The organism is Paenibacillus sp. FSL M7-0896 (genome assembly GCF_037975415.1).
Taxonomy (GTDB): Bacteria; Bacillota; Bacilli; order Paenibacillales; family Paenibacillaceae; genus Paenibacillus_AQ; species Paenibacillus_AQ silagei.
In genome coordinates, this window is sequence record NZ_CP150250.1 from 3987588 (window position 1) to 4005594 (window position 18007).

Annotated in this window: 13 protein-coding genes; 5 read left to right on the plus strand and 8 right to left on the minus strand. The window is 53.7% G+C overall.

The window, feature by feature from the left end; genetic code table 11:
- Nucleotides 1–86: 86 nt before the first annotated feature.
- Entirely contained in the window at nucleotides 87–1187 is a 1101-nt protein-coding gene (locus MKY12_RS17075; RefSeq protein ID WP_339310079.1) for an endospore germination permease, read from the plus strand.
- Between the two features lie 9 nt (nucleotides 1188–1196).
- Here MKY12_RS17075 and MKY12_RS17080 read toward each other — a convergent pair whose 3' ends face one another.
- On the minus strand, nucleotides 1197–2804 hold the full coding sequence (locus MKY12_RS17080; RefSeq protein WP_339310081.1) for a glycoside hydrolase family 43 protein: 1608 nt from the start codon (nucleotides 2802–2804) through the stop codon (nucleotides 1197–1199).
- 163 nt (nucleotides 2805–2967) lie between these two features.
- On the opposite strand from MKY12_RS17080, the gene MKY12_RS17085 reads away from it, so the two are divergent.
- Entirely contained in the window at nucleotides 2968–3828 is an 861-nt protein-coding gene (locus MKY12_RS17085) for an AraC family transcriptional regulator (protein WP_339310082.1), read from the plus strand.
- Nucleotides 3829–3930: 102 nt separating this feature from the next.
- Nucleotides 3931–5037: a glycoside hydrolase family 88 protein gene (locus tag MKY12_RS17090; RefSeq protein WP_339310084.1), complete on the plus strand. Its 1107-nt coding sequence runs from the start codon at nucleotides 3931–3933 to the stop codon at nucleotides 5035–5037.
- A 445-nt stretch (nucleotides 5038–5482) separates the two neighbouring features.
- On the opposite strand, the gene MKY12_RS17095 is transcribed toward MKY12_RS17090, so the two are convergent.
- Nucleotides 5483–7600: a glycoside hydrolase family 52 protein gene (locus MKY12_RS17095; RefSeq protein ID WP_339310085.1), complete on the minus strand. Its 2118-nt coding sequence runs from the start codon at nucleotides 7598–7600 to the stop codon at nucleotides 5483–5485.
- Nucleotides 7601–7776: 176 nt separating this feature from the next.
- Between MKY12_RS17095 and MKY12_RS17100 the strand changes: the two genes are divergently transcribed.
- Complete coding sequence (locus MKY12_RS17100; protein ID WP_339310086.1) at nucleotides 7777–8763, plus strand: AraC family transcriptional regulator; 987 nt, start codon at nucleotides 7777–7779, stop codon at nucleotides 8761–8763.
- A 44-nt stretch (nucleotides 8764–8807) separates the two neighbouring features.
- Here MKY12_RS17100 and MKY12_RS17105 read toward each other — a convergent pair whose 3' ends face one another.
- The 6 genes from MKY12_RS17105 to MKY12_RS17130 all read right to left on the minus strand — a co-directional run bounded on the left by MKY12_RS17105 (nucleotide 8808) and on the right by MKY12_RS17130 (nucleotide 17019).
- Nucleotides 8808–9644: a carbohydrate ABC transporter permease gene (locus tag MKY12_RS17105; protein ID WP_173133509.1), complete on the minus strand. Its 837-nt coding sequence runs from the start codon at nucleotides 9642–9644 to the stop codon at nucleotides 8808–8810.
- 1 nt (nucleotide 9645) lies between these two features.
- Complete coding sequence (locus MKY12_RS17110) at nucleotides 9646–10584, minus strand: sugar ABC transporter permease (protein WP_039294669.1); 939 nt, start codon at nucleotides 10582–10584, stop codon at nucleotides 9646–9648.
- Nucleotides 10585–10668: 84 nt separating this feature from the next.
- Nucleotides 10669–12021, minus strand: a complete 1353-nt coding sequence (locus tag MKY12_RS17115) for an extracellular solute-binding protein (RefSeq protein WP_339314892.1) — start codon at nucleotides 12019–12021, stop codon at nucleotides 10669–10671.
- Between the two features lie 240 nt (nucleotides 12022–12261).
- Nucleotides 12262–13590, minus strand: coding sequence for an ABC transporter substrate-binding protein (locus MKY12_RS17120; protein WP_339310089.1), 1329 nt, complete (start codon nucleotides 13588–13590; stop codon nucleotides 12262–12264).
- A 37-nt stretch (nucleotides 13591–13627) separates the two neighbouring features.
- Complete coding sequence (locus tag MKY12_RS17125; protein ID WP_339310091.1) at nucleotides 13628–15397, minus strand: sensor histidine kinase; 1770 nt, start codon at nucleotides 15395–15397, stop codon at nucleotides 13628–13630.
- Nucleotides 15398–15420: 23 nt separating this feature from the next.
- Nucleotides 15421–17019 carry a response regulator gene (locus MKY12_RS17130; protein WP_339310093.1) on the minus strand — a complete coding sequence of 533 codons (1599 nt, stop codon included), beginning with the start codon at nucleotides 17017–17019 and terminating at the stop codon, nucleotides 15421–15423.
- Between the two features lie 234 nt (nucleotides 17020–17253).
- Between MKY12_RS17130 and MKY12_RS17135 the strand changes: the two genes are divergently transcribed.
- Nucleotides 17254–18006, plus strand: a complete 753-nt coding sequence (locus tag MKY12_RS17135) for a YdcF family protein (protein WP_339314894.1) — start codon at nucleotides 17254–17256, stop codon at nucleotides 18004–18006.
- Nucleotide 18007 lies beyond the last annotated feature (1 nt).

The window sequence follows — 18007 nt, forward strand, 5'->3', positions numbered from 1 at the left end:
GATTCACATAATTCTGGAAGGGGATGCCATACTAAGAGGGTTCCGGGTTCATAGGCCCTGGAGGTCACATGTAAAGGGGGATAGAGATGAGTATTGAAAAAGATCGGATCAGTACGGCACAGTTGGTAATCCTCGGTCTTTTCACCTTTATCGGTGATATGGCCCTGGTCTATCCTGCAGCCATGACTTCCGAAGCCCATCAGGATGCCTGGATCGCCGCCTTATTCAGTATTCCGCCGGGGATTGCACTAGTCTTCCTGTTTGTTGTAGTAGCAAATATCAGTCCGGACCAAAATATTATTGAGATCAGCCGGCAGGTGCTGGGGAAATGGCTAGGCAGCGCGGTAGGCGGGTACTATCTGTTCTTCTTCATCATCGCGGCCTCTACATATGTCCGGGAAATTGAGGATTTCATGTGTACCCAGATCTACGAGGGAACTCCCGGCGGAGTCATCCGGTTCATGAGCATTGTTCTGCTGGTGTACGGTCTGCGTCTGGGGCTTGAGACGGTCGGCCGGGCAGCGCAGGTGTTCTTTCCGCTGTTTGCCTTATTCCTGGTGGCCCTGATGGTGCTCCTATTTCCGCAAGTCCAGTTGGAGCGTGTCTATCCTATGCTGACTACACCCCTGCCGGATATGCTGCATTCGATCATGATCGGTGTATTCTATCCCTTCGGAGAGATCTGCGTATTCTTCATGATCTACCCTTACACCCGCAAGAACAGTAAGATTAACCGTGATATCTTCATCGCGCTCTGCATAGGCTCCGTAGGTCTGAACCTGATTCTGTTTCTCTCGCTGACCGTTCTTGGCGTCTATTTCTCCGAGCATAATTTCTATGCCGCCTATATCCTGGCCCAAAAAATCAATATCGCCAACTTCTTGCAGCGGCTTGAAGCGCTGATGGCTACCGCCTGGATTATCACGACCTATTTCAAAACAGCACTCTACTTCTATGCCTTTGTGCTCGGAACGGCGCAAATATTCAAGCTGAAAAGCCACCGCCCTCTAATCTTCCCTGTCGCGTTCCTGATCTACGGACTTTCACAGCTCATCTCCAAGGACATCATCTTCTATGTCAAAGAAATCCCCCCTTACTGGGTGGACTGGAATTTAACCTATTCGCTCGCACTTCCACTGCTTATTCTCGTAGTACACAAAGTGAGGCAGCGGCGCGCTGCCTCCTAAGCTGTAGAGTTATATGCTGTGTGGGGCTGATACGTCCAGGCCTATATATTCAAAGTAGTCAAAATACGCCGCTCTCGCCTGTTGATCCAGATCCTGCGCGCAGATCGCGGCATAAGAGCCCGTGAAGCCCAGCTTGCCGCCATGCTCATCCGAAAGGGTGCCGAAATCCAGCGGTGTACACATCGCTGTCCAGACCTCCCCGTCCCGGGAAGCGTAGAACATAATATCTCTGCCATGAATCTCTGCCTTCAAATAGTAACGCTCCCAGTCCTTCACCGAGATCTGCATGGAGGAGATTTCCGCATATTTACCGGCCTGGCACATTACAACGCCTAGAGCTACCCCTCTGAGTTCATCCGCAGTTACGCGCAGATAATAGTAATCCTTGTCATCATAGTAGAGCACCAGTCCAGCCATCTGCATGAAGCTGTCCGGCTTGTATTCCAGGCAGGTAGTCACGGTGCAGGCAAAATGCTGAATCGGCCTCCCGATCAGACTCTGGTCAAACAGCGATGACAGGGATTCCCGGCCGCGGAGCCGCAGGAATCCGGGACGCTCCTGCAGGCTCACCCATGATTCATCGAACGGCACGCGCAGACTCTGGTAGGGATAACCCAGCACACGGCCGTCAAAATCATCCCGCTCCGGCAAGGCATCGAACGGGTGCGGGGGAAGCTCCGGCGCTTCGGTCCGCAAGGCCGGCAGCTTCCCGCCGTGTGCCAGGCGCAGCCAGCCGTCCTCCGTCCATACGCAGCGCTGGATGGCCGTCTCCCGGCCCAGCGGATTCAGCTTGCCCGTTCCCGGGATCGGCCGGGTGCACAGATGAGCCATGTACCATTCCCCCGACTGCGTCTCCACCAGTGAGCCGTGCCCTGCCTGCTGGAAGGCATAGGTCAGATCATGAGCCGTAGTCATGACCGGGTAATCGGGATCGGTCTCATAAGGTCCGGTTAGGCTGCGGCTGCGCGCCATCGTGACCATATGATTCACTCCGGTGCCCCCTTCGGCAACCAGCAGATAGTAATAATCCCCGCGCTTGTACAATTGCGGTCCTTCCGTTACCCCTGTAGGAGTCCCCTGGTATATTTCATGAATAGGGCCGCTCAGCCTGCCGCTCTCAGGGTCATACTCCTGCATCACGATGCCGGAGAAATTGCTGTGATTCTGCCGGAAATCCCAGCGCATATTCAGCAGCCATTTACGTCCGTCACTGTCATGAAACAGGAACGGGTCAAAACCGCTGCCGTTCAGCCGTACCGGCGGGCTCCAGGGTCCTTCAAGACTGGCAGCAGTGATCAGGTAGTTATGCAGATCCTTATATGCACTTGAGCGGGACTTCACATCCGTAAACAGCAGGTAATATAAGCCGTTATCCCAGGAAATTGCCGGTGCCCAGATGGAGCCGGAGCATCCGTTGCCGCGCAGGTCCACCTGTGAGGTCGCGGTCAGCACTCTGGTAAGCGTATGCCAGTGCACCAGATCACGGGAATGATGAATCTCCACACCGGGGAACCATTCGAAGGTGGAGGTTGCGATATAATAATCATCACCCACCCTGAGGAAAGACGGATCGGGATGAAAGCCGGTCAGCACCGGATTGACAATGGTTGAAGCCATAAATGTTACCCCCTGCTTAATGTAAGTTACAGATTGAATTGTACCTCTTGGATTCTATTGAAGAATCCCCCGTTTTTATTGTAGCGCCTGAGGGAGCAGAAAGTTATAATGGGTTATAATAAAATGTTTGTATTTTGTCGTGTTGGAGGCGTCATAGAATGTTATGAAACAGCTATTCGAACCTGTTCTGTTTGCGAACCGGCAGTCTCTGATCTGGGACTACCGCATCTATACCGACGACCATTACAAGGGATATTACCACTGGCATCAGTGCTGTGAGATCATGTTCGTGCACGGCGGGCAGGGCAGCATTGTTGTGAATCAGCAGATGTATGATATCCGGCCGGGCATGCTTTTCTTTTTCCAGCCGTATCAGCTGCACCGGATCTATTCAGAAGTATCACCAGCTTGTCCATTCGTACGCACGATCTTCTATCTCGATCCTCATATGGCCGAGAATCTGCTGCAGGGCTTCAGCAAGCGTAAGGCATTATTCGCTGCTCTCTGGCAGGGGGACAACCCGTATTGCGGCTTTGATCTTCGTGACCGGATTGAAACCATAGAATGGTTCTACCAGAATTACAATGAGTTAAGGATGAAATCGTCTGAGGAAGACCCTGAGGATATCACGATGCTGCTCCTGCAGCTGCTCAGCTGCCTGGGGACAGGCGGGCAGTCACTGATCCATACCGGAGAACGGCGGAATCTCCGCTATTCGGAGCAGATTATGAACTGGATCGAGGCGCATTATCAGGAAGAGGTGAATCTGGATCAGCTTGCGGAGGAGACTCATCTCTCGAAATCCTATGTCTCGCGGATCTTTCATCAGGAAACAGGCGGCCGACTGGTCGACTATCTTACCGCCAGGCGGCTCAAGCAGGCCTGCCGGCTGCTCGGAACTACCGATATGCCTGTAGAGCAGATCGGCATCGCCGTCGGATTCCCGAACGCCTCCTATTTCAACCAGCTGTTCAAGCGGGTCCTCGGGACCACTCCGCTGAGGTACCGGAAAGGGAACCTGTAGGTAAATGACAATATAACAATATTTCTTCATATCAAAGTGCAACTTTCTATAACCATATGACGCTATACTGAGGCCATATTCTAATTAATGGAGGCATCAGTGATGAGTACAGCATATTGGCAGGAAGTTATGAACCGGCTGGATACGAAGGTTACGCGGATGATCGGGCAGATCGGCGGGAAATGTCCGCATTTCGCCGGAGAAGACGGTAAGTTCGATGATATCGCCTCCGACTGGTGGACAACCGGCTTCTGGCCGGGGATGCTCTGGATTATGCATGATATGACCGGCAAGGACCACTATAAGGATGCGGCCTGGCCCTGGGATGAGACACTGGAGCAATGGTTCGTTAAGCCGACCGTGGAGCTGCATCATGATGTTGGTTTTCAGTTCCTGCCTACAGCCGTAATCAAGAACGTTCTGACCGGGGATGAAGATGGCCTGCGCCGGGGTCTTGAGGCGGCTAACTTCCTGGCTGCACGTTATAATCCGGTTGGCAGGTTCATCCGCGCCTGGAATGAGGACAAACACGGCTGGGTGATTATCGACTGCATGCTGAACATTTCCCTCCTGTTCTGGGCCAGCAAGGTGACTGGCGATCCGCGCTATAGACATATTGCGGTCAGCCATGCGGAGACTGCGATGCAGTATGGTGTACGGGAGGATGGATCGACCAAGCATATCCTCTCCTTCGATGCCGAGACTGGCGCATATATCGAGAATTTCGGCGGTCAGGGCTATTCCGCGGAATCCTGCTGGAGCCGGGGGGCTGCCTGGGGACTGTACGGCTTCATTAATACTTACCGCCACACCGGAGATGAACGTTTCCTGAATACTTCGAAGCGGATTGCCCATTATTTCATCTCTGCCCTTCCGGAGGATCATGTGCCTTACTGGGACTTCCGGCTGGCAGACGACAAGAGGATGTTCAGAGACAGCTCCGCTGCATCCATCGCGGCATCAGGCTTACTGGAGCTGGCTGACATCGTGCCGCATGGCGAGAAAAGCCTGTACGCAAATGCGGCAGAGCGGATTCTGCGTTCACTGACCGAGAACTATGCCACCTGGGACCAGCCGGAGCATGAGGCGATTCTGCTCCATGGTGCAGGCAGCGGCGACTCCTTCATTGATGTATCGCTGATCTACGGTGACTATTACTATGTCGAGGCTGTCGCCAAGCTGAACGGCTGGAAGCATCGTATTTTCTAGTCTGGTAATGGCATAACAACAAACAGCGGACCTCCCTATCCTTAGGGATTCGCACATAATACAAACAGCGAACCCCCGCATCCGGGAGGCTCGCTGTTTGTATTTTTAAACTTATGATTCTTGAAAACTCACCCTTTAATCCTGCGTATCCACATCTGCGCTTCAAAATCCTGCAAAGAATGCAACTTAGCTACTGATAACAGTATCCTTATTTCAACAATGTTGAATAAAAAGCACTATTTCTTCTCTCCTTGCCGGATTTGCAGGCAGATTCCTGCATTTCCTGCAACAATCCTCACGAATACACAACGATTCGGATTCAAAGTTGTAATACATGCAACACTTATAATGTTTAACACGTTCCCTCACTTATGCAGAGTTCGAATGCTTATCCCTACTTATACAGCGTTCGATTCTTCCCTTCGCTTATGCGGCGTCCGAATGCTTACCCCCGCTGCTCATCCAGCCACAGAATAGCCGTCACACCGCGCGGATAATATTTGCTGCCGGTGATCTCGCCGGAGATAATCTGGTCGCTCCAGCTCCAGACCGAGAGCTGCGGATGCGTAAGCCAGCTTACATGTGCCGAATCGGCTGTATGGCCCTTGTCCCCCCACTCCAGACAAAGAATTTGTCTGGCGATGAACTGACACAGATAAATCTTGCTCAGCCAGCTGTTGTTGCTGGTGGAGGAGATTTTCCAGCCGCCGTCCTCGAACAGGCAGACTCCCTCCACAAGCACAGCCTTCAGATGAGTGTCAAGTGCCTCGAGATATTCGCCGAACCGTCCTCCCCGTTCCAAGGCTTCCTTACAGCCGGTGAAGTAAGGGAATACCAGACCCTCGATGGCCGGGATAATCTTCGAGTCATTGCCTTCTCCGATTACTGCCGGGATATAGCCGCCTTCGGTAACACTGCCCACGATGGTTGCTGCGCAGAGCTCGGCCTGTCTGCCGGCAGTCTGTGACAGCTCCGTATTGCCGTTATCGCGGAAAATCTTCTCCATCGCCAAATATGCTGCCCAGCACTTACCCGCCAGGTAAATATTGTTGCGCGCCTGGCCCAGTGACACATCCAGACTGTCGTACGTAGTAATCTCCGCACCGCCCATGGTCCGTGAGCTGTCGAGCGCCATCACACCGTTGCGTTTCGCCGGGTCTGGATGATCCCGGTTGAGCATACTTTGCAGGCAGCTCTCCAGTACCGTCAGATTGCGCTCCATCCAGCTGCGGTCGCCCGTATGCTCCACATAGGTTGCTGCAGTGAGAATCCAGTTGACCAATTGCTCGTGAGTCATATGCGAGAAGCAGCCGTCAATGCCGTACAGCTCATAGGAGGAATACCCCGGGCGCGACACGGCGTTGGCTACTCCCATATCATGCGTGAAGCTAAGTCCGCCCGGATATTCGGTGCTATCTCCCGGGAAACGGACGGTGTCCACATAACTGAACCGGTCCACGAACATATCCAGCTCATTGCGTACGGTCCACGGGTTCATCTTCAGCTCGTAGAACAGCTGGTCTACCGTAAGGTCGAAGGTGTTCATCATCCGGTATTCGCCTTCGTTGACGACCCAGAATGGCTGGCCTTTGTACTCCAAGAGTTCGGTGGAGCCGTAATAGCTGCGGATGGCGTGAGCAAGCATGAAGGTCTGATCTTCGCTGAGCCCTGTTCCTTCCAGCATGGAGTTAGCCTGCATGGCCTGCTGCTTCAGCTGATCGAAATGGGACAGCGCATATTCCGCTACCGCCTCTACATTGCTGTAATAACGGTTATAGTAATAACTGGCATCCATCCCCGAGGTCACATAGCCGGACCGGTGGAAGCAGACTGCGAAGCGGTAGACCTTCCGTTCACCCGCAGGCACATCCATGATAAGTGCACCCACTTGACCCAGCCCGAAGGTCCAGTTCTCCTCCAGCTCCGCAGTGAGTATATCCTCCATAGTGAAGTGCATGGCGGACTTGATGCTTCCCTGCTTCGCGGCGATCGCCAGGAACCGGCCCTGGCCGACACCCGTCAGATCCTCCTTGCCTCCATCGAATCTTCTAAGGGCGCTATACGGGTCATTCCCCTGGAAGCCGAAGAAAGCACGGCGCGCAGAACTGCCCGCTGTGTTATCGACTTCAAGCTCTACCAGCACGGCTGGCAACAGCACTTCCTTCAGCTCTGCATCCGAGGCCGTCTCCGGGTCCGGCACCGGCCGCACTGGTGACAGAATGCGGAAGGTCAGATCCCCCGCCTGCCAGCTGTCCGTACCCAGCCGGAAATCACGGGTGATCTCTTCGTCCGCATAATGATACAGAACCTGCGGCTTATCCGGGTTCGGATCAGGATTCTCGATGTCATAGCGCTTACTCTCATCGTCACTGCCCTGCTCATGGAAAGGCAAGGTATCGAAGCCGCGGCCATCCTTGCGTTCCAGGCCAATATATACATTCTGTCTCGGCGGCCTACCCACTTCCAGGTCGAAACCACCGGACGCTCCCTTAAACCCTAAAGTGAAGCTGGAAAAAGAACCAATTGGTGAATGATGGGCATTAAAAAACTGATTTGTTGGCATAACGTAAATGCACTCCCTCCAGGCTGTGTCCCGGCAGTTCCGGGATCATAGCTCTATGTTAGCTCCGGCCCGGCTTATGCAACAGGCGTAAAGCCGCCAATTATTTGGACAAATCAATCGGACGCGGCGGCCTATGTTATAATAGAGCCAACTTTTAGTGAAAAAGAGGCCTGAGTATGAACGCATTAGATCCCGGAACACAGCATTCCATGGACGGCCGTATGTCCCCGGATATACAGGCTGCCTTCCATATATTCGCTGCCCACTGGCGCAAGGTGAACAAGGAGTGGCAATATCCGGCGCACACCCATCCGATGTTCGAGATCAATATCGTCCTGCAGGGTTCGCAGCAAATGACCGTAGGCGGGCAGTCTTACATCCAGCACAGCGGCGACATTCTGTTCATCCGCCCAAGTGTCCTGCATTCCAGCCTGGGTACGGTTTCAGAGGATGAAATGACCTATTATTGCCTGCATTTCGACATTGATGATCTGGTCCTGCGCCGCTCCCTGATGACAATGGACACCGTCAGCCTCAGCGGCGACACTCCGGAGCTGCAGGCGATCCGTTCTTCGCTCGATGCCATTATCAGCTCGACGATCCTCCCTGATGCCAGCGATACCCAGCGGGGCAGGCTGGTGACGCTCAATGCTTCGCTGCAGCTGTTCACCGCACTCAGCAGCTGGGTGCTGGCTGCATTGCCCTCCCCTGCCCGGAGCACCCTGCCGGGCGTTACGGAGAAAACCGTTGCCCTGGCGAATGCCATTGAAGGACTGCTCCAGGAATCCGTATTCACCGCTGCGGCAACCGGCAGCCGGGGCGGAAGCATCGAAGACATCGCCGCAAAGCTCGGCTATAGCCCGAGTCACTGTAACCGCGCCTTCCGGCAAATCTACGGACTGCCGCCGAGGCAGTATCTCTCTGACCTGATTATCCGCCATGCCAAGCTGCTCCTGCTGGATAACAGCCTGTCGGTGGAGAGTATCGCCTACAGGCTCGGCTACCGTGATGTCTCCCATTTCAGCAAGCAGTTCAAGCGCTGGACCGGCCTGCCGCCCATGGGCTACCGCCAGCTAACGGAGGAACCGGGGAAGACAGACGGCAAAGCGTTATCCGCTACTGCGCAGGGAATTATAACAAAAACTCCGCAAACCATTATATAATGGCCTGCGGAGTTTTTTATTCTCCCCCAGAAGACACAGACCTCTTACCCCTTGGTGGCCCCTGAGGCAATCCCCTTAACGAAATACTTCTGCAGGAAGATAAATACGATCAGCACAGGCACGACCGACATGGCGGTTCCGGCAAAAATCATATCCCAGCGCGAGGAGAATTCCCCGATATACCGGTAGATTTCTACAACCATTGTCTTAGCCTGGCCTGAAGGCAGAACCAGCATCGGCATCAGGAAGTCATTCCAGATCCCCAGACCGTTCAGCACCACCATACTTGCCGTAACCGGCCCGAGCAGCGGGAAGACGATCCTCCAGAAAATCCCGTAGCGGGAGCACCCGTCAATCTCTGCGGCCTCTTCAATCTCCCGTGGAATACCTTTGACGAAGCTGGTATAGAGCAGGCATCCGAAGCCTACAGCACCGGCGACATAGATCATGATAGGTCCCGCCAGACTGCCGTACAGGCCGAGTATTCTCAGCTCTTTGAACAGCGGAATCATATACGCCTGGAACGGAATCATCATCCCCGCCAGGAAATAGATGAAGACCAGCCGCGTCCAGCGGGCATTTCGGCGTTCAATCGCGTAACCTGCCATCGGAATAATCAGCACCTGGGCAACAATCGCCACAACGGTCAGAATCAGGCTGTTAAGTATCGCACGCGGAAATTCGGTCTCTGTGAGCAGATATTTGAAGCTGTCTAAATACAGTGTCTTCGGAAGAGCAACCGCATCGCGCATAATCTCGGCGTTGCTTTTGAATGCGGACATCAGATTAAAGAAGATCGGGAAGAAAAAGATAACCGCTACCAGGAGCGTAATGACAAACAGGACAATTTCAGTGATTCTCCGCTTGGTCTGCATCGTCATCTTAGAGCTGCACCTCCCGTTTCTGCAGGAATTTAACCTGGATGACCGTAATGATCAGAATAATCAGGAACAGAACCATAGCCAGCGCCGTGCCGAACCCTTGTCTCAGCTCCCCGAAGCCTACTTTGTAGATAATATAAGTTAATGTCTCCGTCTCAAAACCCGGGCCGCCGTCAGTCATTACGGCAATCTGGTCAAATATCTTCAGCGCACTGATCATAGAGAGCACCATACACACGGTCATCGAACCCGCCAGCAGCGGGAACGTAATATGCCGGAACTGCTGCCAGCCGCCTGCGCCGTCAATGCTGGCCGCTTCATTAAGCTCCTGCGGAATACCCTGCAGTCCGGCCAGATAGATGATCATATAATAGCCCGCGCCCTTCCAGACCGTGGACAGAATAATCGACAGCATAGCGTATTTCGGATTACCCAGCCAGTCCACGATATAGTCGCCCAAACCGACGGAGGTCAGGATCTGGTTAAACACGCCGAAATTGTAATTCAGAATCATGGCCCAGACAAAACCCATGACGATCCCGCTGAGCAGGGTCGGGAAATAGAAGATACTTCTGAATAAATTGCGGAACCAGCGTACCTTGTCGACCATTAAGGCCATCGCGATTGCAGCAATGTTCTCAAGCAGAACCAGCGTAATTGTCATAACCAGAGTGTTCTTCAGGGCGTTCTGCACCCGCGGACTCTGGAAGATCTCGACGAAATTGGCGAATCCGATATACCGGATATCACTGCTGATCCCGTCCCATGATGTGAAGCTTAGGTAGACGCTGCCTGCTGTAGGGACAATGACAAACAGTGTGTATAAAAGGAATGACGGCAGGATGAACAACAGCGCGTAGGACTGCCATTTTTTCTTTTTCTTGCCTGGCTTCTCTGCGGCTATAAAAGACTTGTCTGTATTCACAATGGATGTAGCCATGGTTCCTCTCCCCTCCCTGGGACGCGCTTGTCTAGATAAGAGGAACCTCTGCCGGAGCAGAGGTTTCCTTCCGGCGCTTTTTATTTACAGCGAATTGGCTTTGACCTGATTGTCGTATTCGGCGTCGGCCTTTTTCATATATTCGGTTACGTCGGCATCGTTCACCACCATATCCTGGAGCAGCTTATAGTACCAGTTGCGGAATTGAGGAGGAATCAGGTTATCGCCCCACCAGTTGTTGATGGCCAGAGACTTGGTGACACCCGTGTCCGCAATAAGATCCAGGGCAACCTGCATTTGCTCGCTGGTCTCATAGGTAACTTTCTCTTTGGTCGACGGGATGGCATTAATCGAAGCCAGGTAGACCGAGTATTGCTCGGGTGCAAAGAAGAAGCGGATAAAGTCTTTGATCACTGCCGTCTTATCGGCATCCTTAGCGGCATCCGCGGATAACGACCAGCCGGCCGGTGACGGGAGACCGATGACATTCACTTTACCTTCGCGGTCCGGGATCGCGTAGAAGCCGAATTCGAAGCCTGGATCAGCTTCAGCAATCTGGGTAAACATCCAGGTGCCGGAATACAGCTGTGCGGCTTTGCCGGATACCAGAATCGACGCGGTCTGATTATCTGCGGTGCTCAGCCAGCCTTTGTCCACATAGTTCTTGAACAGCTCTTTGAAATCAGTCATGGCCTGGACTACAGCAGGATCTGCGAAGCTGACGGTCTTGGCCGTACGCTTGGCGTTCCAGTCCGGGTCTTTGCTGTAGACATCGTCAATCAGGAATTTATTGACCCAGAAGCCCATATGGAAGATATCCTTGCCGCCTACTACCAGCGGGGAGATACCTGTTGCTTTCAATTTTTCCTGGATGGCAATGAACTCGTCATAGGTTTTGGGAAGCTCGGTGATCCCGGCGTCCGCGTAGGCTTTTTTGCTGTAGATGATTCCCTGCGGCGCGTTGACCTGCATCGGAGCGTTCCATACTTTGCCGTCCACCTGCGGCGGCGATTCGAACAGATCCAGCAGATCGGCCGGAAGCTCGACAATTTTTCCCGCATCCGCGAATACCTGGGTATCACGCATTTCCACCAGATCCGGGAATTCTCCAACCGCATCCTTCGTCTTCAGCCAGTCCAGATAAGCCGCCGATGAGGTTTCACTTAAGTCTTTGATGGTGACGTTAGGATTCGCTTCCATGAATTTCTTAACGGTATCGGCAATGGCTTTCTTGGTCGCCGGGTCACCCGACGCATAACCGATGGTGAAGCTGACATCCTTCTCCGCAGCATCAGTAGCTGAGTTATTCCCTGCCGGAGCTTCAGTCGCGGCTGCGTTGCCGCCGCTGGCCTTGTTATTGTTATTTCCGCCGCATGCGGTGAGTACAGTGGTTGCTGCGAGCAGCATGACGGATAATTTCGTAATGGTGTTCTTCATATCTTGAGTAACCTCCCCTTGGGTATACAGCCCGGAAGCTGGCGGCCCGATGTGCGCATCATCGCCCGTAAGCGTTTCCTTATGCTCCAAGAATAGCATTCAGCCCTCGGGGTTAGAATGAACTAATTTAAGAGGGAGGTGCGGTAAATTTAAGAAGATGTGCAACATGTAAATTCTTAATTCACAGCAAAAAACGAAGGTCCCAGAGACCTCCGTTCTTGTGCGGGCTATAGTGTAATGTCACTGCCAGTATTCCGCTACCTGCCTGTCATATTCAGTATCGGCCCGCTTCATATATTCCAGTACATCCCCGTCCTTAACAACCATTTCCTGCAGCAGCTTGTAGAACCAGTTACGGAACTGCGGAGGAATCAGGTTATCTCCCCACCAGTTGTTGATCATCAGGGATTTGGTAACGGCGGGATCAGCCATCAGATCAAGCACCACCTGCATCTGTTCACCGGCTTCCCGCCTGAACTCCTGCCTGGTCGAAGGAACCGAATGAATCCGGCTCAGGAATGCGCCATAAGGCTCCGGTGAGAAAAAGAAGCGGATGAAGTCTTCGATCGCCTGCTTTTTGAGCGGCTCCTTGGCCGCCTGGGCAGACAGCGACCAGCCGGAGGGCGACTGCAGACCGACCACATTCAGCTTCCCTTGACGGTCCGGCACAGCATAGAAGCCGAATTCGAAGCCCGGATCGGCTTCCTGGATCTGTGAGAACATCCAGGAGCCGGAGAACAGCTGGGCCGCCTTGCCGGATACCAGAATCAACGCCGTCTGGTTATCCCCTGTGCCCAGCCAGCCTGTATCCACATCATTCCTGAACAGCTGTTTGAAATCAGTCATGGCCCGGACTACATTGTCATCGGCGAAGCTAACATCTCCGGCCGTCCGCTTCGCGTTCCAGCCGGGATCAGCGGCATATACCTCATCTATCAGAAATTTATTAATCCAGAAGCCCATATGAAAAATATCCTTGCCGCCTACAACGAGCGGGGTGATCCCGCTTGCCCGCAGTCTGTTCTGGATCTCCAGAAACTCCTCGTAGGTTGCCGGAAGCGTCTTAATGCCTGCCTTGGCATAAGCCTTCTTACTATAAATAATACCCTGCGGAGCAGAGACAAACAGCGGGGCATTCCACACCTTGCCGCCGATCCGCGGCGGCTGATCGAATAATTCCGCCAGTTCATCGGGGAGCGGAACGATCTTTTCCGCATCGGCGAAGGCCTCAGTATCCCTCATCTCTACCAGATCGGGGAACTCGCCCACGGCATCCTTAACCTTTAGCCAATCCAAATAAGCAGAGGAGCTTGTCTCACTGACATCCTGGACGATTATGTCCGGATTGGCCTGCATGAAGGCCTTAATGGTATCCTCGATAGCCTGCTTCGTCGCCGGATCACCGGAGGCATACCCTATAGTAAAGCTTATTTTACCGCTCTGGGATGGTGTATCCGGGTGGCTCCCCTGATCAACCGCCTGGCTCCCTCCGATTCCGCCTGATCCGGTTTTGCCTCCACAGCCGGACAGGATCAGCGCGGCCGCAAGCGACACTATTGTTATTTTCACACCTGATATCCTCGGCATTTGCACCCCTGTGACCTCCTCATTCTGTGATAACCGGGAATGTCAGCGTAATAGAGGTCCCGACATGCTCTCTGCTGTTCACAGACAGGCCATACTCCTCGCCGAAGCTGGAGCGGATGCGCTCATGCACATTTTTCATGCCAACATTCTTGCTTGGGGCCTCCGGGTCTTCCAGAATCTTATTCATGCGGGACAGCGTCTCCCTGCTCATCCCCACGCCATCGTCATATATCGTTATCGCCAGCACTTGCTCTCTCCGTTCGACCGTAACGCCAACGGTTCCTCTTCCCTGCCCCCGCAGCCCATGCTGAACTGCATTCTCCACCATCGGCTGCAGGGACAGCTTCAGGATGGGCCAGTCCAGGTTAACATCTTGGGCAATATCCAGATGCAGCTCGAAGCGGTTCTCATACCGCACAGAAATGATATAGAAGTAATTCTGCAGATGGGCGAGCTCGCTGGCAAGGCTTACACGGTCTTCCCCGTAATCAATGACATACTTCAGCTCATTGGATAACGCCAGAATCATATCCGCCACCTCGCCCGCTTCCTTATCCACCGCGTTCATCCGGATCACCTCAAGGGTGTTGTACAGGTAATGGGGCCGGATCTGACTCTTCAGTGCATTCAGCTCGGTCTGCTTCTGCTTGATCTGGGCCACATAGGCCTCATCAATGTAGACCTGCAGCCGTTCCACCATCCGGTTGAACCCGTGGGCCAGCCTGCCCATCTCATCATTGCTGTTCACCGAGAGCTGGATATCCAGCTTGCCCGACTCCACCACCGCCATCTGCCGGATCAGCTCCCGGATGGGAGCGGCGAGACGTCTGGAGAACCAGGCCCCCATTACAACCATCACAAAGGCACACATGCCGATAGCGATATATACCGTTGCCCGGGCCGACAGCAGCTGCTCGAACAGGTTGCCGCGGTGTATTTTGGCGATAACCTGGCCATTCAAAAAAGGGATCGGCTCACTGAGCACAATCATCTCATTGTTAGTTAGCTCAGCAGCCCCGGCTCCCGCCGCACCGGCAGGCTGGTTGGTGAAATACGTCCGCCCCTCCCCGTCCAGCAGATACAGCTCATCCTTCTCCCCGAGACTCAGCTCACGGAAGAACTGCTGGAATAACGAGGTATCAATATCGAGGAACAGCGTTCCGACTACCTTGGGCTCTTTGGTCACACGCCCGGAGGTATCAATCAGGCTGCGCCCGATCGTGAACACCCGGCGGTCCGAGCCATAGAAATAACTGTCCTGATGGGTCGGGAAAATAGCCACCTTCGCAGGATCACCTGCCATGGCGGACAGCCACTCCGCACTTGGAACCGTCTCCATATTCAGCGACCGGTTGCCGCGCTCCTGAACATACAGCTTACCGTCAGACTGGCGGATAAACTGGACACTGGATATATAAGAATCACTGAACAGAATCGTCTTCAGGAAGGATTCTATCGGAATGGTGTTGATTCTCTCCAGCTCATTCACATTCTGTGTCTGATTCTGCGAATAGCTCTCGATGAACCCTTCATAACGCCCTGTATACATTAATTTGGATACTTCATTATACTGATTGAATGCTGAATTCAGATTATAGCTCATATAGAGCACCATTTGCTGCAGATTGCTGGTGGTATACCGCTCCACATAACCCGAGAAGGTCTGGACGGAGAAGAAGCTCAGCGCAAAGAGCGGAATCAGCCCGACCAGCAGGAAGGATGCAGAAAATTTAACAAAAATACTCTTCGGTCCCCGTCCCCAGACCGGCACAGGCCATCGTCTTGTCACTCTATGATCCCCCTCCAATCCGCTTAGCTCCTGACCGATTGCTTGTATTCCTGCGGCAGCTTGCCGAATTGCTTCTTGAACATGTCACTGAAATGCCGCGCGTTGTTGTAGCCGACCCGGTCGGCAATCTCGTAGACCATCAGATCACTCTGCAGCAGCAGCCGCTGGGCATGACCCATCCGCACTTCGGTAACATAATTCTTGAAGTTCTGGCCGGTATGCTTCTTGAAGAAGCTGCTGAAATAATAGGGATTCATATACACCATGGCGGCTATGGACTCCAGCGTAATATTCTCGGCATAATGCTCCTCCACATAGGTTTTCACCTGCGCAAGCTGCGGCATTTCCTTGCTGGAGATCCGGCAGATCAGCTGCTCGGACATTTTGGACAGGACCGCTTCAAATTCCTGCTGCAGTGCGCCGAAGGTCGGGGCATCCGCCAGCTTTTCCAGCAGCGGCTTCTCTCCCTGATTCAACAGCCCCGCATCCGCGCCGAAGTCAGCCATATCCTGTTCAAGCTGGATCACGGCATTATACACATAGGACACCGCCTGGTTCCGGCTATCTCCAGAGAGCAGCCGCACGGTCTCCAGCAGCTCGCCCGTTAATGCCGTTAGCCGCTCCTTGTCGAGTGATTTGAGCGCTTCCGGCAGGCTGCCCTGGATGGCAGCAAGTGCAGATACAGGTACAGCGGCCTCCAATGACTCTTCGGGATAGGGAATTACCCGGTTCAATCCGGCGAAATATCTGAATCTTAGCGCTTTCAGCGCTGACTGGTAGGAATCCGCCGCCTCTTCAATGCCGCTGGCCGGGCGCCCGATGCCTACCGACACCTGCAGCTTCAGAAAGCTGTTGATTTTGTGATGCAGATCCTCCATTAATTGCTGCGGTTCATTCAGATGCTCATGCTGGAGCAGCACCCCGAAACGCTCTCCTTTGCGGAACACATACCCGTTGCCCCTGCTGTCCACTGTCTCCTTGATGATGTTCAGCAATGCGAATTCCACCAGCTTGCGTTCCCGTTCCTCCCAGCGCGAAGGCTGGCCGCTGTATTCATCCGTCTCAATGACACATACGCTGGCATAGCGGGTAATCGCCGTGTTGCCCATCCGGGCAAGCGTAGCTGCCGCAGCCTTATTGCCGTCGGTCAGCTGCTCCAACTGCTCCTCAACCGTAACAGACAGGTTCTTCCGCTCATAGGATTTGAGCATTTCCTTGTTGCGCTCTTCTTCGGACTCCTGGCGGATCACCGTTACTGCGCGGATCACTACCTGCTCCAGCTGTCCCGTATTCACCGGCTTGACCAGATAATCCAGCGCCCCGTATTGTACCGCTTGCTGGGCATAACTAAATTCCTGATAGGCGCTGATAAAGACCACTTTGATCGGACGCCCGGAATGATGAATTTCACGGATAATATCTATACCCGAATAACCCGGCATGCTGATGTCACTGATAATGAGATCGGGATGACAGCTGTCGATCATCGCATTCAGCTCTATCCCGTCACATGCTTCCCCTACTATATCAAGCCCGAGCCTCTCCCAGGCTATGAGCTTCTTCAGCCCGCGCAGAATAACCGGCTCGTCATCCGCAAGCAGCACCCGTATGGTTCTGTTCATTGCTGCACCTCCGCATGGTTGTCATTGATATATTATTACAGGATTGCGGCTGTTTCAGTCTGTATTCATTATTGAAGAGATGCATCCAATTATACTGTATCATGACACCTCCGGCAGCCGGGTGAAGCTTTTTAAGAGGAAAGCGCAGTTTTTTAAGACAATTGTGAAGCTGGGAACTCCCGCCGGACTCGTGGTACAATATCTGATATGATCCTCGAAAAAGTTGGTGAACGCTTGATCTACCTCATTAAATTCGTATACAGCTTTGTCCTCCCGCCCGGGTTATTCGTCCTGCTGCTGCTGGCAATGGTGGTCTGGCTGTGGAGAAGCAGCCGCCGTCCCGCAATCGTGCTGCTGGCGGTCACGCTCCTGCTCTATCTGTCGATGACCTCTGCTGTCAGCGACACGCTGATCGGAAGCCTGGAGCGGAAGTACCCTCAGCCTGCTTCCGCAGAGGGGGATGTGATCGTAATCCTCGGCGGCGGGGCCACCTCCGGCACCCCGGATCTGGACGGGCAGGGCAATATGTCCGGTCCGGCAGCGAACCGGCTGCTGGCAGCTGCGCGGCTGTACCGCGAGACCGGCCTGCCGATTATTTTCTCCGGGGGACAGGTATTCGCCGACAGCGGCAATGAAGCGGATATCGCCCGGCGGCAGCTCATCGGCCTCGGCATCCCCGCAGAGGACATCCTGCCGGAGAACCGCTCGCTCAATACAGAGCAGAATGCGGTCAACACCGCAAAGCTCATGCAGGAGCATGGCTTCAGCCGTCCCGTTCTGGTGACCTCGGGCTTCCATATGCCGCGCAGCATGGTCCAGTTCGGACATGCCGGACTTACGCCGCAGGCTTTTCCGGTAGATTTCCAGGCCAGCCGTCCTATGTCACTCTATGTAAGCAAATTCACTCCGTCCGCCGGAGCCGTCTCCACAACCGGGCTGGCGCTGAAGGAGTATCTGGGGTTAATCGCTGCGAAGCTGCTGCCTTGAC